General features: G+C 71.6%; 14 protein-coding genes. 7 read left to right on the top strand and 7 right to left on the bottom strand.

Annotation, left to right across the window (positions count from 1 at the left end):
• Positions 1 to 37: 37 nt before the first annotated feature.
• Entirely contained in the window at positions 38 to 940 is a 903-nt protein-coding gene (locus AB0F88_RS18470) for a 4-(cytidine 5'-diphospho)-2-C-methyl-D-erythritol kinase (protein WP_362684828.1), read from the bottom strand.
• Between the two features lie 90 nt (positions 941 to 1030).
• A complete protein-coding gene (gene rsmA / locus AB0F88_RS18465; RefSeq protein WP_362684825.1) occupies positions 1031 to 1915 on the bottom strand; it encodes a 16S rRNA (adenine(1518)-N(6)/adenine(1519)-N(6))-dimethyltransferase RsmA in 885 nt (294 codons plus the stop codon).
• A gap of 225 nt (positions 1916 to 2140) precedes the next feature.
• Between rsmA and AB0F88_RS18460 the strand changes: the two genes are divergently transcribed.
• Positions 2141 to 4291: a protein kinase gene (locus tag AB0F88_RS18460; RefSeq protein ID WP_362684822.1), complete on the top strand. Its 2151-nt coding sequence runs from the start codon at positions 2141 to 2143 to the stop codon at positions 4289 to 4291.
• A gap of 5 nt (positions 4292 to 4296) precedes the next feature.
• Positions 4297 to 5763: a hypothetical protein gene (locus tag AB0F88_RS18455; RefSeq protein WP_362685587.1), complete on the top strand. Its 1467-nt coding sequence runs from the start codon at positions 4297 to 4299 to the stop codon at positions 5761 to 5763.
• A gap of 102 nt (positions 5764 to 5865) precedes the next feature.
• On the opposite strand, the gene AB0F88_RS18450 is transcribed toward AB0F88_RS18455, so the two are convergent.
• The 3 genes from AB0F88_RS18450 to AB0F88_RS18440 all read right to left on the bottom strand — a co-directional run bounded on the left by AB0F88_RS18450 (position 5866) and on the right by AB0F88_RS18440 (position 10138).
• Positions 5866 to 6726: a TatD family hydrolase gene (locus tag AB0F88_RS18450; RefSeq protein ID WP_362684819.1), complete on the bottom strand. Its 861-nt coding sequence runs from the start codon at positions 6724 to 6726 to the stop codon at positions 5866 to 5868.
• A 185-nt stretch (positions 6727 to 6911) separates the two neighbouring features.
• A complete protein-coding gene (gene metG, locus AB0F88_RS18445) occupies positions 6912 to 8696 on the bottom strand; it encodes a methionine--tRNA ligase (protein ID WP_362684816.1) in 1785 nt (594 codons plus the stop codon).
• Between the two features lie 170 nt (positions 8697 to 8866).
• On the bottom strand, positions 8867 to 10138 hold the full coding sequence (locus tag AB0F88_RS18440) for a glycosyltransferase (RefSeq protein WP_362684813.1): 1272 nt from the start codon (positions 10136 to 10138) through the stop codon (positions 8867 to 8869).
• Between the two features lie 101 nt (positions 10139 to 10239).
• On the opposite strand from AB0F88_RS18440, the gene AB0F88_RS18435 reads away from it, so the two are divergent.
• Positions 10240 to 11991 (top strand): hypothetical protein, encoded by a 1752-nt coding sequence (locus AB0F88_RS18435; protein ID WP_362684810.1) that lies wholly within the window; start codon positions 10240 to 10242, stop codon positions 11989 to 11991.
• Here AB0F88_RS18435 and AB0F88_RS18430 read toward each other — a convergent pair.
• Positions 11939 to 13468, bottom strand: coding sequence for a phospholipid carrier-dependent glycosyltransferase (locus AB0F88_RS18430; RefSeq protein ID WP_362684807.1), 1530 nt, complete (start codon positions 13466 to 13468; stop codon positions 11939 to 11941). The two genes, AB0F88_RS18435 and AB0F88_RS18430, sit on opposite strands and share 53 nt — an antisense overlap.
• Positions 13469 to 13522: 54 nt before the next feature.
• Entirely contained in the window at positions 13523 to 14377 is an 855-nt protein-coding gene (gene rsmI, locus AB0F88_RS18425) for a 16S rRNA (cytidine(1402)-2'-O)-methyltransferase (RefSeq protein WP_362684804.1), read from the bottom strand.
• Between the two features lie 196 nt (positions 14378 to 14573).
• Between rsmI and AB0F88_RS18420 the strand changes: the two genes are divergently transcribed.
• From AB0F88_RS18420 to AB0F88_RS18405, 4 genes are all read left to right on the top strand, one after another.
• Positions 14574 to 16091 (top strand): phospholipid carrier-dependent glycosyltransferase, encoded by a 1518-nt coding sequence (locus AB0F88_RS18420; RefSeq protein WP_362685584.1) that lies wholly within the window; start codon positions 14574 to 14576, stop codon positions 16089 to 16091.
• A gap of 110 nt (positions 16092 to 16201) precedes the next feature.
• Positions 16202 to 17416 (top strand): hypothetical protein, encoded by a 1215-nt coding sequence (locus AB0F88_RS18415; protein ID WP_362684801.1) that lies wholly within the window; start codon positions 16202 to 16204, stop codon positions 17414 to 17416.
• Between the two features lie 538 nt (positions 17417 to 17954).
• Complete coding sequence (locus AB0F88_RS18410) at positions 17955 to 18977, top strand: AI-2E family transporter (RefSeq protein WP_362684798.1); 1023 nt, start codon at positions 17955 to 17957, stop codon at positions 18975 to 18977.
• A 156-nt stretch (positions 18978 to 19133) separates the two neighbouring features.
• Positions 19134 to 19778, top strand: coding sequence for a hypothetical protein (locus tag AB0F88_RS18405; RefSeq protein WP_362684795.1), 645 nt, complete (start codon positions 19134 to 19136; stop codon positions 19776 to 19778).
• Positions 19779 to 19862 lie beyond the last annotated feature (84 nt).

Raw genomic sequence — 19862 nt, 5'->3', positions numbered from 1 at the left:
AAGCGTATCCGCTCCCGGCCGGCGCGCTCCCCCGCGACTACACGATCACCGGGCCGGGGACGGGGCCGTGCGCGGTGATGACGTCGCGCGCCACCCCGGCGTCCTTCAGGGAGGTGGCCAGCTCACCCGCGTGGGCCTCGGAGCGGGCGAGGAAGGCGCAGGTGGGCCCGGAGCCGGAGACCAGCGAGCCGAGGGCCCCGTGCTCGCGGCCGGTGTCCAGCGTGCGGGCCAGGGAGCCGCGCAACATCACCGCGGCGGGCTGCAGGTCGTTGCGGAGCTCGGCGCCCAGGGTCTCCGCGTCCCCCTCGCGCAGCGCGGCCAGCAGCGGCTCGGCGGCCTGGGGCCAGGAGACCCGCTCGCCGGTCGCCTGGCGGAGGCGGTCGCACTCGGCGTAGACCGTGGCCGTGGACAGCCCGCCGTCGGCGAGCGCGAACACCCAGTGGAAGGTGCCCGCGATGTCCAGCGGGGTGAGCCGCTCGCCCCTGCCGGTGCCGACGGCCGTACCGCCGAGCAGCGCGAACGGGACGTCGCTGCCGAGGTCGGCGGCGATCTCCATCAGGTCCTCGATCGGCAGGCCGAGGCCCCACAGCTCGTTGCAGGCGACCAGGGCCGCGGCGGCGTCGGCGCTGCCGCCCGCCATGCCGCCCGCCACCGGGATCGACTTGCGGATGAGCAGGTTCACGCCGTACGAGCGGCCGGCGTGCCCGGCCAGCGCGAGGGCGGCCCTGATCGCGAGGTTGTCGCGGTCCTCCGGCACCTGGTCGGCGGACTCGCCCTCCACCCGGACGCTCATCCCGGTCTCCGCGGTGGCCGTGACCTCGTCGAAGATCGAGACGGCGTGGAAGACGTTGACGAGGTCGTGGTAGCCGTCATCCCGCAGCGGCCCGACGGCGAGCTGCAGGTTGACCTTCGCGGGCACGCGGACGGTCACGGAGTTCATGCGTCCCCCATCAGGGCTCGCTCACTGGTCACGACGTCAGATCGTAACGGGATCCTTCCGCCGCGCACACAAACCGACCGGCGAATCACGCTACACACCGCTTTCCGCCGCGCCATCCGCCGCGCTTTCCGTCGTACGGTGCTCGGCGATTCGCGCGAAGTCCTCGACGGTGAGCTGCTCGCCGCGCTCGGAGGGGTCGATGCCCGCGGCCCGCAGCGCCCGCTCGGCCGCGGGGGCCGTACCCGCCCAGGAGGCGAGGGCGGCGCGGAGGGTCTTGCGGCGCTGGGCGAAGGCGGCGTCCACCACCGCGAAGACCTCCTCGCGGGTGGCCACGGTCGTGGGCGGTTCCCGCCGGACCATCGCGACCAGGCCGGAGTCGACGTTGGGAACCGGCCAGAAGACCGTACGGCCGACGGGACCCGCCCGGCGGACGTCGGCGTACCAGGCGGCCTTGACCGAGGGGATGCCGTACACCTTGGAGCCCGGGGCCGCGGCCAGCCGGTCGGCGACCTCGGCCTGCACCATGATCAGGACCTTGCCCAGCGACGGCTGCGTCTCCAGCAGGTGCAGCACCACCGGCACGGACACGTTGTAGGGGAGGTTGGCGACCAGCGCGGTCGGCCTCTCCTCCGGCAGCTCCGCGGGCAGCACGCGCATGGCGTCGGCGAGCACCACGGTGAGACGGCCGGCGAGCTCGGGGGCGTGCTCGGCGACGGTCAGGGGGAGCTGGGCCGCGAGGACGGGGTCGATCTCCACGGCGATCACGCCGCGGACCTCGGGAAGCAGCGCGAGCGTGAGCGACCCCAGCCCGGGACCGACCTCGATGACGACGTCGTCGGGCTCGAGCCCGGCCACCCGCACGATCTTGCGGACCGTGCCCGCGTCGATCACGAAGTTCTGGCCGAGCTTTTTTGTGGGACGAATGTTGAGCTTGTTCGCCAAAATACGTATTTCTGCAGGACCAAGTAGGTTCATGCTGGTTCTCCGCACGGCGGCCTGAACCCGGCATTCACCGGTCCGCCGTGGCCTTCGACTCGTTTGTCTCGATCACCCAAGGTTGCTCTCCCATGCCATCCGACCAGTTTCCCGCACCGAAGACGATGCAAAGACGCTCGATGAAGCGCGAGGGGTTCCGTTGTGGATAACGTTGCCGTACGGGGGCCCAACGGTGAGAAAGGGAATCTTCCCGGTGAAGAGGACGTGAACCAGCCCGGTGTCGAGGGGCTGCGACCCGCCGACCCCGAGCAGATCGGGAGTTACCGCCTGCTCGGACGTCTCGGCGAGGGCGGGATGGGAACCGTCTACCTGGCGCTGGCGCCGACGGGGAGACCGGTCGCGCTCAAGGTGGTGAAGGCGGAGTTCGCGGTCGAGGAGGGCTTCGCGGCGAGGTTCCACACGGAGGTCGAGAACGCCCGGCGGGTGGCCTCGTTCTGCACCGCGCAGGTGCTGGACAACGGCAACGACGGCGACGGGCGGCCGTACATGGTCACCGAGTACATCGCGGGCACGCCGCTGTCCCGCCAGATCACCGAGCACGGCGCCCTGGAGCAGGGCACCCTGCACGGCGTGGCCCTGGGGGTGGCGGCGGCGCTGGCCGCGATCCACGTCGCCGGGCTGGTGCACCGGGACCTCAAGCCCGCCAACGTGATCCTGTCCATGTCGGGGCCCCGCGTGATCGACTTCGGCATCGCCAGGGCCCTCGACTCCACGCACAGCTTCACCCGCTCGGGCGAGGTGCTCGGCAGCCCCGGCTGGTGGGCCCCCGAGCAGGTACGCGGCCTGGAGATCACCCCGGCCGCCGACGTCTTCGCCTGGGGTTGCCTGGTCGCGTACGCGGGCAACGGCCGCCACCCCTACGGGCGGGGCGACATGATGACCATGGCCACCCGGCTGCTCACCACCCCGCCCGACCTGGGCGCGCTTCCCGCCCCGTTGAACGACCTGGTGCGCCGCGCGACCGAGATGGACCCCTACCAGCGGCCCAGCGCCCAGGACCTGCTGATCGCCCTGGTCGGCGGCGGGATCGCGGCACCGGCCGCCCCCGTCCCCGCTCCCGTCCGGGCCGACCCGCCCACGCTGATCGCCACCGACCTGCTGAACGAGTCGTGGGAGCCGCCCGCCAACGTGGAGCCCGACTCCACCCAGACCCTCAGCGCGCTGAACCTGGAGGCGGGGTTCAGCGACCCGGCCACGGCACCGACGCCCATCCCCGGATCGGTCGTCCGGGGGCCGGCGGACCCGTCCTCCGTACCGGCCTCGTTCACGGCCCCAGCTCCGTCCGCCCCCGGGGCGGCCTTCACGTCCGCGCTCCCGGAGGCCGCGGCGCCCGGCCCGTCCACGACACCGGCGCCCTCCGGGTCCCGGACGACCCCTGCGCCCCGTACGACGCCGGCCTCTCCGGCCACGCCGCCGGAGCCGTCAGGACCGCCGGGGTCACCGGGGTCGCCGGGGTCGCCGGGGTCGCCGGGGTCGCAGGATTCCCTGACGGCGCCGCCGGAGCGGACCTCGCCGCCGAACCCGCTCCCGTACCCCATGCGGGCCGAGCCCACGACGTCACCGTCGCGCCCGTTCACGGCCCCCTTCCAGGCCCCGGCGTCCGGCCGGGCGGCGGGCGGCGCACCAGTCCGGGAAGCGGGCCAGGGACCGGCCAGGGGACCGGTCCAGGGCCAGGGCCAGGGACAGGCGCGGGATCAGGCGCAGGGCTGGGCGCGGGATCAGGCACCGGGTCAGGTGCCCACCCTGCCCCCGTCGCCCCCGTCGGGCTTCCAGGTCCCGTCAGGGCCGGACACGCCGGCCGCGAAGGGCTCGGCGCCCCGGCGGCGCTGGGTGTTCGCCGGACTGGCCGTGCTCGTGGCACTGGCCGTCACGGTCGTCGTCCTGTTGAACATCCCCGGGGGAAACCCGAACGGCCAGGGTCAGGCGCGGACGGGCACCACCGGAGAGACCGGAGACCTCGCCGGTACCGGCGCCGGCGACGTGGGCCGCACGATCACGACCGGCTCCTTCATCGGGGATCCGCGGCTGATCGTCCCGCGCACCCCGGCCTGCGGCCTCACCTCCTACGGGAACGCCACCCCGGCGAAGGGCCGGTTCTGCACGGTCCCGTTGACGCTGATCAATCCCGGCGGGGAGCCGGTCCAGCTCGGCGACAGCACTGCGATCACCCTGGTCGACGATCGCGGCGCGACGCACTCCCCCGAGCGGGTGTCGACGGCCCTGCCCCCCGCCCTGCCCCCCGGGACGAAGGCGGAGGCACTCCTGGTCTTCGATCTTCCCCCGGCCCGCAAGCCCGCCAAGCTGACCGGCGTGATGATCAAGGAAGGCAGGACCATCGAGGTGAGACTGTCTTGAGGCTGATGCTCTCCCTCGCGGCGACGGCCGCGATCGCGCTCCCCGCCACCGGGGCCGCCGAGGCGCTCACCGCGCCCGCCAGGCCCCTCGCGGCCGGATCAGGCACCGCTTCGGCCGCTTCGGCCGCTTCGGCCGCTTCGCCGACCTCGCCCGCCTCGCCCGCCTCGCCCGCCGACTGCACCGGGGCAGGTGTGAGCGACTTCGACGGCGACGGCCTGGAGGACTCCGCGGTCGGCGACCCCTTCGCCAACCCAGGCGGGCTGACCGGTGCGGGAGCCGTCCACGTGCTGTTCGGCCGGGGAGAGAGCGGGAAGGCCGTGACCGTCCCCGAGACGAAGGCGGGGGACGCCTTCGGATGGTCGGTGCGGCTGGCCAAGGTCGACGGCGACGGCTGCGCGGACCTGCTCGTCGGCGCCCCGTACGCGGACGTGGCGGGCCGTACGGACGCCGGCGCGGTCTACGTGGTGTACGGCGGCCCCCGGGGCAGGACGGTCCGCCTGGTCTCCGCCGAGCCGGAGGCCGACGCCCACTTCGGCTGGTCCCTGGCCTCCGGCGGGACGCTGGTGGCGGTCGGAGCCCCGCACGAGAACGCCGGGAGCACGGCCGACTCCGGCGCGGTCCACCTGTTCGACACCGCGACGCTCGGCGCGGGCCGGCGGATCTCCCAGGAGACCGAGGGCATCTCGGGCAACGGCGAGGTCGGCGACATGTTCGGCTGGTCCCTGGCGATCGGCAGGCTCGGCGGCACCCCGGACGAGCCGGATCTCGCGGTCGGCGTGCCGTACGAGAACGACGACGGGGCGGGGCGCCAGGCCGGCGCGGGCAAGCTCGACTCGGGGTCGATCGCGGTGATCTACGACGTGCGCGAGGCCAAGGAGGAGTACCGGAACAGGAAGTGGGACCTTCGTGAGGTGGCCAGGTCCGAGGAGGGTGACCGGTTCGGCTACGCGATGGCCTACGCCGAGCAGGGGGACGTCGGCTACCTCGCGGTGAGCGCCCCGCTCGGCGACGGCGGGGAGGTGAAGGACTCCGGCCTCGTCCAGCTGTTCCAGTCCTCCGACGCCCAGGAGATCAGCCCGATCGCCACCCTCCACCAGGGCGCGGAGGGGGCCGAGGGCGAGGGCTACGGATTCTCGCTGGCCTTCACCGGCGAGGGCGCGGGAGAGATCAGGCTCGCCGTGGGCGTGCCCTTCGACGGCACCGGCGGGCAGGGCGGCGTGCGACTGATCACGATGGGCGAGCCGGACGCGGGCACGCTGGTCACCCAGAGCGAGGCGGGCGACCACTTCGGCTGGTCGGTCGGGTTCAGCGGCAACCGGCTGGTCGCCGGGGCGCCCGACAGGGGAGGCGCCGGAGCGGTCGTCCTGCTGGGCCGCAACGACACCGAGGGCACCCCGCTCTCACCGGGCGCCGGGAAGATCCCCGCCCTCGAAGGCGCCGCCTCCGCCGACTTCGGCGCCGCCGTGGGCTGAGGTCTCCGGCCCCGGTCGCCGTGGGCGCGGAGCTCCCGGCTTCGGAACGGCTCCGGCTTCGGAACGGCTCCGGCGCCGCGGTGGACTGGACCCCGGTAAGGGTCACCAGGAGCCGAAGACGGTCTCCCCGTTGGCGCTGATGGCGGTGGCGAGGTCGGCGAGGTCGGCCGCCTTGACCTCGGCGAGGCAGCGCAGCGTGAGCGGTATGAGGTAGGGCGCGTTGGGTTTGCCCCGGTGGGGGGTGGGCGGCAGGTAGGGCGCGTCGGTCTCGACGAGGATCAGCTCCCTCGGCGCGACCCGCGCGGCCTCGCGGAGGTAGGCGGCGTTCTTGTAGGTGACCGGACCGGAAAACGACATGAAATATCCGGCGGCGGCGCACCGCTTCGCCATCTCGGCGTCACCGGAGAAGCTGTGGAACACCACGACCTCGGGGGCGCCCTCCTCGGCCAGCACGCGCAGCACGTCGTCGTGGGCCTCGCGGTCGTGGATCACCAGGGCCTTGCCGGTCCGTTTGGCGATCTCGATGTGCGCGCGGAAGCTGGCGTGCTGGTCGTCCTTCGACGCCCAGTCGCGGTAGTAGTCGAGACCGGTCTCCCCCACCGCCCTGACGTGGGGCAGGCGGGCCAGTCTCTCGATCTCGGCGAGGGTCTCCGGCGTCGAGGCGTGCGCCTCGTTGGGGTGGATGGCCACCCCGGCGTAGACGTCCGCGTGGAGGGCGGCCGTCTCGGCGTTCCAGCGCGAGGACGGCAGGTCGTAGCCGATCGTGACGAGCCGCGTCACGCCGACGGCGCGGGCCTCGTCGAGGATGCCCTCGACGCTCGTCCGGGCCGCCTGCGCGGCCTGGGCGACCGGATCCCCCGAGGAGGCCTGGCGGTTGCCCACCATGATGTCCAGGTGGCAGTGGCTGTCGAACACCTCTGCCGGCAGCGGTCTGGGTGCGTCGGGAAGCTTCGGCGTGCTCACGGCGTCCAACCTACCGAGAAGCGGACGCGGCCCGCGCCCGGTGCCGGGCGCGGGCCGCGAGAGCTCCGGGCGCGGGTCCGCGGAGAGCTCCGGGCGCGGGACGCGGAGGGCCCTGGGGCGGGCCCGCGGAGGGCATTGGACGCGGGACGCGAGAGCCCTGGGCGCGGGCCCGTGGAGAGCCCGGCCTACTCGCCCAGGCGGGCCAGCTCCTCCTCGACGATCTTCGGGTCGAGCTTCACGAACAGAGGGGTCGGCGGGGCGAGCGGGAAGCCCACCCGGATCGGGGACGACTCCCAGCGCGCGGCGCCGTCGTCGTAGGAGCCGGTGATGATCGGGTAGGTCCTGCCGTCGTCGTCGGTGACCTCCTGGATCTCCGGCATGCCCGTCCAGACGCCGGTGCCGCCGAGCATCGCGTAGATCTTGTTGGAGGAGTTGGGCAGGACCGGGGTGAGCAGCGTCTTGGCGTCGTCCACGACCTGCAGGGCGACGTGCAGGATGGTCTTCACCCGAGCGGGGTCGTCCTTGATCTTCCAGGGCTCCTGCTCGGCCAGGTACCGGTTCGCCTCGCGGATGACCTCGAACGCCTCGTTCGTCGCGTTCTTGAACCGGCAGTGCTCGAACTCCACGGCGACCTTCGGGAAGGCCGCGCGGCTGCGCTCCAGCATCGCGCGGTCGGCGTCGGTGAGCTCGCCCGCCTCGGGGATGACCCCGAAGTTCTTGGCGGCCATCGAGATCGAGCGGTTCACCAGGTTGCCCCAGGCCGCCACCAGCTCGCCGTTGTTGCGGTTGAGGAACTCCGACCAGGTGAAGTCGGTGTCCTGGTTCTCCGGGCCCGCCACGGCGATGTAGTAGCGCAGCGCGTCGGCGTCGTAGCGCTCCAGGAAGTCGCGCACGTAGATGACCACCGAGCGGGAGGAGGAGAACTTGCGCCCCTCCATCGTGAGGAACTCGCTGGAGACGACCTCGGAGGGCAGGTTCAGCGCGCCGAGGGAGCCCGGCTCGCCGTCACGGGCGCCCTGGCCGTTGTAGCCGAGCAGCATCGCCGGCCAGATCTCCGCGTGGAAGACGATGTTGTCCTTGCCCATGAAGTAGTAGCCGAGGGCCTCGGGGTCCTGCCACCACCGGCGCCAGGCCTCGGGGTCGCCGGAGCGGCGGGCCCACTCGATGGAGGCGCTGAGATAGCCGATGACCGCGTCGAACCAGACGTAGAGCCGCTTGTTGGCCTGGTCGTCCCAGCCCTCCAGCGGGATCGGCACGCCCCAGTCGAGGTCGCGGCTGATCGCGCGGGGGTGCATGTCGCCGAGCATGTTGAGGGCGAACTTCAGCACGTTCGGCCGCCAGTCGCCCTCCTTGGAGGACAGCCACGACGCCAGGACCTCGGCGAACGCGGGCAGGTCGAGCATGAAGTGCTCGGTCTCCACGAAGATCGGGGTCTCGCCGTTGACCTTGCTCACCGGGTCGATCAGCTGGATCGGGTCGAGCTGGTTGCCGCAGTTGTCGCACTGGTCGCCACGGGCGCTCTCGTAACCGCAGATCGGGCAGGTGCCCTCGATGTAGCGGTCGGGCAGGGTGCGCCCGGTGGAGGGCGAGATGGCGCCCATCGTGGTCTGGGGGAAGATATAGCCGTTGGCGTGGAGTCCCTTGAAGATCTCCTGTGTGACCGCGTAGTGGTTTTCCGTGGTGGTCCGGGTGAACAGGTCGTAGGAGAGCCCCAGCGCCTGGAGGTCCTCGACGATCACTCTGTTGTAGCGGTCGGCGAGCTCGCGGGCGGTGAGGCCCTCCTTGTCGGCCTGGACCTGGATCGGGGTGCCGTGCTCGTCGGTCCCGCTCACCATGAGGACCTTGTTGCCCGCCATCCGCTGGTAGCGGCTGAAGACGTCGGACGGCACGCCGAATCCGGAGACGTGCCCGATGTGGCGGGGGCCGTTGGCGTATGGCCAGGCGACCGCGGTCAGGATGTGCTGGGACATGGTGCAAGCCTAAGGGACGCGGCCTCGGGCCTTGGTGCTGTCTCGGGTCTCCGCGGCCCTCGATTTCCGGGAGCTTTTCCCGAAGCCGCCGCGTCACCTCACGGCAGCCGCCGCATCACCTCACGGCAGCCGCCGCGTCACCTCACGCGGCCGCAGTGTCGCCGCGCCGCTCACGGCAGCCGCGGGGCCGCCGGCGTGACACCCTCGGCGGGGGCGTCCGCCGGGTCGCCCGCCGCGGCGCGGCTGACGGCCTCGGCGGCCTCCTCCGCGGCGGAGGCGGCCACGTCGATGGGCGTCTCCTTGGTACGGCGGATGCCCAGGATGCTGATGAACAGCGCCGCGAAGATCGTCTGGAAGCTCACGATCAGCGCGGTGGCCGAGGGAACGACGAGGCGCAGCGACTCCGACGGGATCAGCGGGCCGAAGCTGCGCGTCTGCCAGTGGACCAGCGAGGCGACCAGCCCGCCCAGGCCGCCCAGGGCGAGCAGCCCGCCGACGATCAGGCCCTTCTCCAGGCTCACGATGTCGACGAGCTTGCGCACTCTGCGGTCTTCCGGCAGGAAGCCCTCCTCGGCGGCGTACACCTTGGTGAACAGGGCGAACAGCGACGCCTGGAAGCCGATCACCACCATGGCCGAGGCGCCGACCAGGGTGTCGACGTCGAAGGCAAGCTTGCCGATGTAGACCGGGCCGAAGGTGAGGGCGGCGCCCGCGACCAGGCCGAGGGTCATCAGGACCAGGCCGGGGATGAAGAACAGCCAGCGGGGGCTGTAGAGCATCAGGAAGCGCAGGTGGCGCCAGCCGTCGCGCCAGGAGCGCAGGTGCGGCGGGCGGGAGCGGCCGTCGGGCGACAGCGTGGTGGGCACCTCGCGCACGTCCAGCCCGGACAGGGTCGAGCGGACCACCATCTCGCTGGCGAACTCCATGCCGCCGGTCTGCAGGCCGAGCTTGAGGATGGAGTCGCGCCGGAAGCCGCGCAGGCCGCAGTGGAAGTCGCCGATCGCGCTGGGGAAGAACAGGCGGCCGATGAAGGAGAGCACCGGGTTGCCCAGGTAGCGGTGGAGCGGGGGCATGGCGCCCGGCGCGATGCCGCCCTTGAACCGGTTGCCCATCACCAGGTCGGCGCCGTCACGGAGCTGCTCGACGAAGGGCAGCAGCGCCGTGAAGTCGTAGGAGTCGTCCGCGTCGCCCATGATGACGTAGCGGCCACGGGCCGCGCGGATGCCGCCTATCAGCGCGTTGCCGTACCCCTTGGCGTCGACGTGCACGACCCGGGCCCCGGCCTCGCGCGCGAGCTGCTGGGAGCCGTCCGTGCTGCCGTTGTCGGCGATCAGGACTTCTCCGTCGATCCCGTGCTCCCGCATGCAGGCGAGCGCCTTGCGTACGCAGGTCTCCACGGTCTCCGCCTCGTTCAAGCAAGGCATGACCACGGTCAGTTCCACGTCTCAACCCTTCACTCACTGCACAAGCCAATCTCACCATGATGCCCTCTAGAGTCCCCTGCCCGGGTCAACTCCCTGAAACGGCTGGCATCCTGTAATGCATGGTGACCGTCGCCGACCGCCCCCGCCTGGACGCTCTTCCGCCCGAGCGGGGCGCTCGCCTGCGAGCCTTCCTCTTCCGGCATCGCCTCTTCGTGGCCGCCCTCGCGCTGGCGTTCCTGCTGCGTGTGATCACCATGCTCGGGTACGGCCCGGCCCTGTGGTTCAACGACTCCTACGAGTACGTCTCGGGGGCCGTCAACCCGAGCCGTCCCAGCGCCCTGCGCCCGAACGGCTACTCCTTCCTGCTCCTGCTGCTGAGGCCCCTGCACAGCTTCGCGCTGGTGGCCTTCGTCCAGCACCTGATGGGCCTGGGCATCGCGGTCCTGATCTACACCCTGCTGCGCGGCAGGTTCGGGCTGCCCGGCTGGGGGGCGACGCTGGCCGCGCTGCCGGTGCTGTTCGACACGTACCAGATCCAGCTCGAACACCTGATCATGTCCGACGTGATGTTCATGCTGCTGGTCGTGGGCGTGATCACGCTGGTGCTCTGGCACCGGCGGATGTCCTGGCGGCTCGGCGCGGTGATCGGGCTGATGCTGGCGCTGACCGCCCTGACCCGGTCCATCGGCCTGCCGATCCTCGCGCTGGTCGTGGTCTACCTGCTGGTCAAGCGCACGGCCTGGAAGACGATCGCGGCGATGATCACCGCGTGCGCCCTCCCGGTGGTCGGCTACATGGCCTGGTTCGCCTCGGCGCACGGCAACTTCGCGATGACCAACAGCGACGGCGCGATCCTCTACATGCGGACGTCGCTCTTCGCCGACTGCACGAAGATGAAGGTCGATCCGCGCGAGGAGCTGGAGCTGGCGCTGCTGTGCATCAGCGCGCCGCCGAGCGAGCGCCACTTCTCCGGGCAGAAGTATCTCTGGTGGGCGCAGAACGGCCAGCGCTTCCACGCCTTCGGGGTGGGCAGCACGTTCACCCCGGAGATGAACAAGACCGCGGGCACGTTCGCCCAGCGGGCCATCCTGTCCCAGCCGCTCGACTATCTCGGCATCGTGGCCGGCGACTTCCTCCGCGCCTTCCACTGGGGCAGGCCGCGCTTCCCCGACGTCCAGACCTACGTGCAGTACGAGTTCCCGCTGACGACCAAGGTCCTGCCCGCCTGGTCGTCGTACCAGGGCAACACCGACACCGACGCGCGCAAGTACGACCCGGGCCTGCGGGTCGCGCAGCTCCAGGGGAAGCAGCGCGTGATCGGCACCGACCTGCACGCCCCGTGGGCCGACTTCCTGCAGGGCTACCAGCGCGTCGTCCGGCTGCCCGGCATCGTGCTCGGCGCGCTGCTGCTGGTCGGCCTGGCCGGGGTGGCGGCGCGCTGGCGCGCGCTGGGCGGGGCCGTGCTGCTGCCGTGGCTGGCGGCGTTCGGGCTCATCCTGGCCCCGGCGGCGACGGCCGAGTTCGACTACCGCTACCTGCTGCCCGCGGTGCCGCTGGCGTGCCTGGCGGCGGCGATCTCGCTGCGCCACGGGTTCTCCGGGCCCGCCGCCGTGCCGGCCGCCGTCACACCCGGCGACGTCACGTCCGGCGACGTCGTCCCCGGTGACTCCCCGACCGGCACGATCGCGATCGGTCCCGCCGCGCCGCCCGCCGGCGCGGACGGCTCCGTCGCACCCGATCCCGTCACGGCCGATCCCGTCACGGCCGATCCCGTCACGGCCGATCCCGTCGCACCGGATTCCGCCCCGTCCGCTTCCGTCACACCCAGCTCCGGAACAGCATCCGCGCCCACCACTGGGAGTGCGGGATGAGCTCGGCGACGAGCACCGGGTAGAGCCACCCGAGATTGATCAGCGCGAGGAGCGTGAAGGCCCCGACGACCGCGGCCCCCACCGCCCTGCGGTTGGGCGCGGCGTCCGCCCGTCCGATGATCAGCCCGGCGGCCAGGGTCAGCGCGAGGATCATGAAGGGGAGCATCGTGATCGCGTAGAAGAGATACATGGTGCGGTTGTCGGCGAGGGCGTAGTAGAACCAGGGGAGCCAGCCGGCGGCGTAGCCGAGGAGCACGGTCCCCGCGCGCCAGTCGCGGGTGGCGACGTACCAGGCGATCATGGCGATGAGGGCGACCAGGCCGCCGTACCAGATGACCGGGGTGCCGACCCCGAGCACCGCCTCGGCGCAGCTGTCGGCGCCGCACCCGGTCTTGTTCGGCGGATAGTGGAACGCCACCGGGCGGGACAGCAGCGGCCAGGTCCAGGGGGCCGACTGGTAGTTGTGCCCGGTGCTCAGCCCGGTGTGGAAGCCGAGCACCTGGAAGTGGTAGCTCAGCCACGACCGCAGCGAGTCGAAGACGAAGAACCCCGGGCCCTGCGAGGTCGCCTGCGCCCAGTTGCGGCCCCAGCCCAGCGGCGAGGCGAACCAACCGGCCCAGGAGACGACGTAGGTGACCACGGGCAGCAGGCCCATCGCCAGCACGACACCGGTCAGGTCCCTGTTCAGCGCCCCCACGTACGGCTTGCGCAGGCCGATCGCGCGGCGGGCGCCCGCGTCCCAGACCAGGGACATCACCGCGAAGGCGACCAGGAAGAAGACCCCCGACCACTTCACCGCGCAGGCCGCGCCCAGGCACAACCCGGCGGCGATCCGCCACGGCCGCACCCCCAGCCCCGGCCCCTGGTCACTCAGCGGCGAGGTCTCGTACCAGGTCACCAGCCGCTCCCGCGCCCGGTCACGGTCGACCACCAGGCAGGCGAAACCGGCCAGCACCCAGAACATCAGGAAGATGTCCAGCAGCGCCGTGCGCGACAGCACGAGGTGCAGGCCGTCCAGCGCGAGCAGCAGCCCGGCCAGGCAGCCCAGCATGGTCGAGCGGGTCATCCGGCGGGCCACCCGGGCCAGGATCAGGATCGACAGGATCCCGACCACCGCCCCGGCGAACCTCCACCCGAAGGGGGTCATGCCGAAGATCTGCTCGCCCACGCCGATCATCCACTTGCCCAGCGGCGGGTGGGCCACGTAGAGCGGGCAAGGGTCGGCCTCCGGCGGCGTGCACTTGACCAGGAAGTCGGTCTTCCCCGCGATGATCATCCGGTCGGCGACCGGGTCCTCCACGGTGCCGAGCGAGGCTCGCTCGACCCCGTAGTGGATCAGCGCCCAGGCGTCCTTGGCGTAGTACGTCTCGTCGAACACGACCGCGTGCGGCCGTCCGAGGTCGACGAGCCGCAGGACCCCTCCGAACGCCGCGACCAGTATCGGTCCCAGCCAGCCCCAGGCCACGCTTCCCTGCATGGGCGGCAAGAGGCGATCCCGTATTAATCCCATTCGGGCAATTATGGTGATAATTCAGCCGCGATGGACAGCATCATAAAGATCGCGTTTGGGGATGCCCGCCGCCTTCGCCACGTCCACGATCGCCTGCTTTCTCGGTATCCCCGTCTCCTCCCTGCGGGCCACCTCGTCGACCAGGTCCCCGATCACCGGCGGCAGGGCCTGCCCGGCGTACCCCGCGACGACGACCGTGATCTCCCCCTTGACGCCCCCGGCCGCCCACTCGGCCAGCTCCCCGAGGCCACCCCGCCGCACCTCCTCGTACGTCTTGGTGAGCTCCCGGCAGACCGCCGCCCGGCGGTCGGCGCCGAACGCCTCCGCCATCGCCGCCAGCGCGACCTGCAGCCGGTGCGGCGCCTCGAAGAAGACCATGGTGCGCTCCTCCTCCGCGAGGGCGGCGAGCCGGCGGGAGCGCTCACCGGACTTGCGCGGCGGGAAGCCCTCGAAGCAGAAGCGGTCGCTGGGCAGCCCGGAGACGGCCAGCGCCGTGGTCACCGCGGACGGTCCCGGCAGCGAGGTGACGGTGATCCCCGCCTCGACCGCCAGGTGGGTGAGGCGGTAGCCGGGGTCGGAGACGCCCGGCATGCCCGCGTCGGTGATGACCAGCACGGTCTTGCCGTCCTGGAGGGCCTGGAGGAGCTCGGTGGCCCGCCCGGCCTCGTTGGCGTCGTAGTAGGAGACGACCCGGCCGCCGATCTCCGCGCCCAGCTCCCCCGCCAGGCGGCGCAGCCTGCGGGTGTCCTCCGCCGCGACCACGTCGGCACTCTCCAGCGCCTGCCGCAGCCGGGGCGAGGCGTCGCCCACCTGCCCGATCGGAGCCCCTGCCAGCACAAGCCTGCCGTTGTCCGTCACCGTTCCATCCTCCCGCATTCCGGATGGCCCCCCAGCCTGGGGAGAAGTTCTCGAATTGGGCATCTGGCAGATTTTTCCTGGGCTCAGGGGGGTGGGGGGACCGTACGATGTCCGGGTGGCCGTGACCGACTTCACCAATCAGGCACCCAAGCAGCCGGAGCCCGAGCCGCCCGGCGGGGCGAGGGGCTCGGTGCGCGACCGGATGGTGCCGCCCATGCCCGGCGGCGCCCTGTGGGGCTGGCTGGGCCCGCTGCTGGTCGCGGCGTTCGGGGCGATCCTGCGCTTCACGAACCTCGGTCACCCGCGCGCGATCATGTTCGACGAGACGTACTACGCCAAGGACGCCTGGGCGCTGATCACCTTCGGCGCCGAGCACAACGTCGTCAAGGACGCCGACAAGATCCTGATGGGGGGCGGCACCGGGATCTGGCAGCAGTGCGCGCCCACCGAGCTCGACAAGTGCGCCTCCTACGTGGTCCACCCGCCGCTGGGCAAGTGGATGATCGGCGTGGGCGAGCAGATCTTCGGCATGACCCCCTTCGGGTGGAGGTTCGCCGGGGCGGTGGTCGGGATCCTGTCGATCCTGATCCTGGCCCGGGTGGCCCGCCGGATGACCCGCTCGACCATGCTGGGCTGCCTGGCCGGGCTGCTGCTCGCGCTGGACGGCCTCCATTTCGTGCTGTCGCGCACGGCGCTGCTGGACATCTTCCTGGTGTTCTGGGTGCTGGCCGGTTTCGCCTGCCTGGTGGTCGACCGTGACCGGGCGCGGGAGCGGCTGGTGACCTGGTACGAGACCTCGCCGCTGAGTGATCAGGGGCCGGGGCTGGGGCTGCGGCCGTGGCGGATCGCCGCCGGGTTGTGCCTGGGCGCGGCCTGCGCGGTGAAGTGGTCGGGGGTCTTCTTCCTGGTCGCCTTCGCGGTGATGTCCCTGGTCTGGGACGCGGGCGCCCGCCGCGCGATCGGCCTGCGCAAGCCGTACGCCGGAACCTTCGGCAAGGATCTGCCGAGCGCCCTGGCGGCGATGGCCCTGCTGCCCGCGGTGACCTACGTCGTCTCCTGGGCCGGCTGGTTCGCCTCCGCCGGCGGCTGGGGCCGCAACTGGGCGCAGGCGACCTCGCAGGGCCCGGCGTTCTTCGTCTTCGACTCGCTGCGCTCGTGGCTGAGCTACCACTTCCAGGTGCTCGGCTTCCACAGCGGGCTGGCGACGCCGCACAACTACGAGTCAGACCCCTGGAGCTGGCCGCTGCTGCTGCGCCCGGTGGCGTTCTTCTACGAGAGCCCCACGGGCGCCTGCGGCGCCGACAGCTGCTCTCAGGCGGTGCTCGGGGTGGGCACCCCGGTCATCTGGTACGGCGGCCTGGTCGCCCTCGTCGCCATGATCGCCTGGTACGTCGCCACCCGCGACTGGCGCGCGGGGACCGTGCTCCTCGGCTACGCCGCCGGCTGGCTCCCCTGGTTCTACTACGCCATCGTCCACAACCGGACCATGTTCCTGTTCTACGCGATTCCCATGGTCCCCTTCATGATCCTGGCGATCGTGCTCGCGGCCGGGCTGATCATCGGCCCGGCGAGCGCCCCGCAGGGACGCCGGATCGTCGGCGCCGCAGCCGTGGGAGCCTTCGCCCTGCTGGCGCTCGTCAACTTCTGGTGGCTCTACCCGGTGCTCACCGCCGAGATCGTCCCGTACGCCGAGTGGAGTTCACGAATGCTTTTCAAGAAGGGCTGGATCTGAGCGTCCGCATATGAGCCACTTAGAAGACATTTCCTAGGGTAGGCACCGTGCAGGATCCATTACGTCACGTCCATCGTCAGAGCAGGCCCGCATACGGCAGACTTCGAAGCATGCCTGCACCGGACGTGGCCGCACTCTTGTCAGAGCTGGAGCGTTCCGAGCCCGCCTCCGCCGAGCACGCCCGTAGCGCGATCGACTGGCTGACCGGCGGCGAGCCACTGGAAACGATCACCGAGCTCAACGTGTGCGAGTTCCTCTGGTACACCCTGCCCTCCAAGGTCACCGGAGACCGCCCGGCGATCGCCCGCGCGCTGGGCCGGTTGCTGCGGCTGGGCGGCCTCGAGCGCTACGCCGCCCTGTGCTCGTCGGCCACGACGACCCAGATCCTGCGCACCTACGCCCGGCTGGGCGAGGACGCGGGAATGGCCGCGTACCAGACCGCCCTGGACGCGACGGGCGTGCTCCCGCCCGACGTCCCCGAGCTGCGGTGGAGCTCGATCATGGGCCCCGAGGAGCTGGGCGCGCACGGCGCCTGCTCGGCCGCGCTGGAGCTGGCCATCGTCTCCGGTGAGCTCGTCCCCGGCCCCGAGGAGCGGCAGAAGCTCACCAGCCACTGGCTCACCACGCCCCGTCCCGAGCTGGGCGGCGACAACTGGCTGCACCGTGTCCAGGGCGAGCGGCTCAACCGCTGGGTCCTCGGCCGGGGCACCGCCTGGCGCGAGCTCGCCCAGCCCTTCGAGGTGCGGCTGCACGCGCCCATCCCCGCACCGGACGAGGATCACCTGGGTGCGCTGCGCTGGCTGCTGACCGTGGGCCGCCGCCCCGGAGGCATCCCGCTGACCCAGCGGCACAACCTCGCCCGTTCCGTGCTCGCCGAGAGCACCTGGAGCGGCGCGGAGCTGGCGGCCGTCCGCGAGGTGGCCCAGGACCAGATGGGCGCGCTGCGCCAGGCCGGCAGACGCCTGGTGACCACCCCGGCCGGCGAGCGCCTGCTCGGAGACGCCGATCTGCTCTGGGAGACCGCGGCCGCCGCCCTGCTCGCTCCCGCGTCGGGGGAGAACGGCTTCCGCGCCTCGGCCAGGGAGGTGGCGCTGATGCTGCTCGCCGACGGCTCCCCCGCCGACCGCGACCACGTCACCGCCGTGATCGACTGCGCGGAGTGGCAGACCGTGGAGGTCGACGCCTCGCTCACCGAGCTGGGCAGGCGCCTGGACGCCTTCGGCCTCCGCGTCGACGGCCGCCTCACCCCCGCGGGCCGCTCCGCCGCCCTGGCCGCCCTGCGCAGCCACGCCCTGCGGCCCCGCCAGTACGTCAACATGCCCTGACGGCACCATCCGTCACTCCTTCCGCCCCTCCCGTCCCCCGGTGCTCCGAACCGTGCGGTGACCAGGGAAAGTAAGGTGGCGGAAGCCGACTATCCCTCTCCGGAAAGGGCAGTGGCCGCTGGTGCCCGAGCCCATCTCCGCTGACCGCGCCACAGCGGCGGCAGCGTCCCCGCCCGCCCCCGGCGTTCCGTCCGCGGAGGCGTCCACACCGGCCTCACCGGCCGGACCGGCTTCATCGGCCGGACCGGCTTCATCGGCTGGAACCACAGAGCCCGTCACCTCGGCCGGACCGGCCGGGTCCGCCACCTCGGCCGGACCGGCCGCCGAGCCCACGGACCCCGCGGCGCCCGAGCCGATCCTGACCTCCGCGGGCCCCCTGGTCCTGCCGCCCACCCCGCCCGCGGACCCCGGCGGCCCCGCGGGCGGAGCCGTACCCGTGAGCGGAGCCGTACCCGCGAGCACGGCCACCGCGTCCTCCGGCGCGGCCCCGCCCTCGGCTGTGGCGCCGAACCTCCCGTTCGGCCGTCCAGGGCGCTCGATGAGCAACAACCCCTTCGTGTTCGGCTTCACCGCCGCCCTGGGCGTGCTCACCGCCTGGTGGCTGGTGCAGGCCGTCGCGAGCGCGAGCTCGGTGCTGATCCTCATCGTCGTCTCGCTCTTTTTGGCCATCGGCCTGAACCCGGCCGTGGAGTTCCTCCAGCGGCGCAACGTGCCGCGCGCGATCGCCATCACCATCGTCTTCCTGGGCGTCATCCTCGTCTTCGTCGTCTTCGGCCTGGCCGTGGTCCCCCCGCTGACCACGCAGTCCGCCCAGTTCGTCGACCAGCTCCCGCAGTACGTCCAGGAGCTGCAGAACAACCCGGTGATCCGCGACCTGGACCAGCGCTTCCAACTGCTGGAGAAGCTCCAGACGTACGTGACGAGCGGCGACTTCGGCACCCAGATGTTCGGCGGCGTGCTCGGCATCGGGACGGTCCTCATCGGGGCGGTCTTCAACTCGCTGACGGTGCTGGTGCTGACGCTCTACTTCCTGGGCTCGCTGAAGTCCCTGAAGCGGATGGCCTACCGCCTCGTCCCCCGGACCCGCCGCACCCGCGCGACCCTGCTCGGCGACCAGATCATCGACAGCATCGGCGGCTACGTCGCCGGGAACCTGATCATCTCGCTCATCGCCGGTGTGACGACCTTCATCTTCCTGAGCATCATGCGGGTCCCGTACGCCCTGGCGCTCGCCCTGATCGTGGCGCTCACCGACCTCATCCCCCTGGTCGGCGCCTTCATCGGCGCGGGGGTCGCCTCCCTGGTGGGGTTCTTCGTCTCCCCGACCGTCGGCATAGTCTGCCTCGTCTTCTTCACGATCTACCAGCAGATCGAGAACTACTGGATCGCCCCGGCCGTGATGAAGAGCTCGGTCGACGTACCGCCGCTCGCCACGATCGTCGGCGCCCTGCTGGGCGGCGCGCTGCTCGGCGTGGTGGGCGCGCTGCTGGGCATCCCGATGGCCGCGGCCATCCTGCTCATTCTGCGGGAGGTGGTCCTGCCCCGGCAGGAACGCGCCTGACCGTCACGGGACAGGACCGCGCCGGGCTTCTCGGCGCACCCATACGTACATAACGACATAAAAAGATTTTTTCGCCTCTTCGCCACAAAAGTACCGAGATCACGACAACATGCGGTAAAAGATCACTTGTACTTACTGCCTCCCCTTGGGGTACACGTGAAGAAGCACCTTCGACTCCTCGCGGCCCAGCTGCTCGCTGCGGTCCTCGTCCTTACCGCCTTCTCGAGCCCGGCCGGCGCGGCCACCTCCGACACCGACCCCCAGCTCGCCGCCGAGTGGCAGGCCGCCTGGGACACCCACAAGTTCTACGAGAACATTCCTCCCCTCCCGGAATCGGGGCGGAGCCGGGCGCAGGAGAGCATCTCGATCACGATCGAAGCCCCCGTCAGCCGCGTGTTCCCGGCGTACTCGAACATCAACAACCACCTCGGCATGCACTCGTTCCTGAAGCGGGTCGTCACCCACAAGGACTGCTTCCAGGGTGGTAAGCGCCACGTCAACTTCACCGCGGTCGAGGAGATCCCCTACGAGGGCTCGATCGTCGTCAGCAACACGCACGCGCAGCAGCGCATCGACTACGCGGACCTCTCCTACGAGACCGACACCTGGTCGCTGCCCGGCGTCGTCACGCACCAGAAGATCGTCTTCAAGAAGCTGACCCCGGGGAAGACCCAGGTCACCGAGTACCTCACCTTCGACGCGGACACCGCACTGATCGACTTCGTCGTCGCGGGCGGCGTCTCCTCCCACCAGGCGACGCAGGCGGGCCTGAAGCAGGCCATCGAGAACGGCGACATCTGACCCACCCCCGGCCGGGGCCCGCCCTCCCGGCGCGCCTCGGCCGGCCCTGCCCCTTCCCCCGGGACCTCACAGGGGGTGATGCGA

It is taken from the genome of Streptosporangium sp. NPDC023963, assembly GCF_040639135.1.
GTDB lineage: Bacteria > Actinomycetota > Actinomycetes > Streptosporangiales > Streptosporangiaceae > Streptosporangium.
This window is presented reverse-complemented; position numbering and strand designations above follow the sequence as displayed.

Coding starts and splice junctions, on each gene's coding strand:
- AB0F88_RS18420 (WP_362685584.1), top strand. CDS start 14,574: ATGCCCGGCGGCGCCCTGTGGGGCTGGCTGGGCCCGCTGCTGGTCGCG.
- AB0F88_RS18470 (WP_362684828.1), bottom strand. CDS start 940: ATGAACTCCGTGACCGTCCGCGTGCCCGCGAAGGTCAACCTGCAGCTC.
- AB0F88_RS18455 (WP_362685587.1), top strand. CDS start 4,297: ATGCTCTCCCTCGCGGCGACGGCCGCGATCGCGCTCCCCGCCACCGGG.
- rsmI (WP_362684804.1), bottom strand. CDS start 14,377: ATGCGGGAGGATGGAACGGTGACGGACAACGGCAGGCTTGTGCTGGCA.
- rsmA (WP_362684825.1), bottom strand. CDS start 1,915: ATGAACCTACTTGGTCCTGCAGAAATACGTATTTTGGCGAACAAGCTC.
- AB0F88_RS18435 (WP_362684810.1), top strand. CDS start 10,240: ATGGTGACCGTCGCCGACCGCCCCCGCCTGGACGCTCTTCCGCCCGAG.
- metG (WP_362684816.1), bottom strand. CDS start 8,696: ATGTCCCAGCACATCCTGACCGCGGTCGCCTGGCCATACGCCAACGGC.
- AB0F88_RS18430 (WP_362684807.1), bottom strand. CDS start 13,468: ATGCAGGGAAGCGTGGCCTGGGGCTGGCTGGGACCGATACTGGTCGCG.
- AB0F88_RS18410 (WP_362684798.1), top strand. CDS start 17,955: ATGAGCAACAACCCCTTCGTGTTCGGCTTCACCGCCGCCCTGGGCGTG.
- AB0F88_RS18415 (WP_362684801.1), top strand. CDS start 16,202: ATGCCTGCACCGGACGTGGCCGCACTCTTGTCAGAGCTGGAGCGTTCC.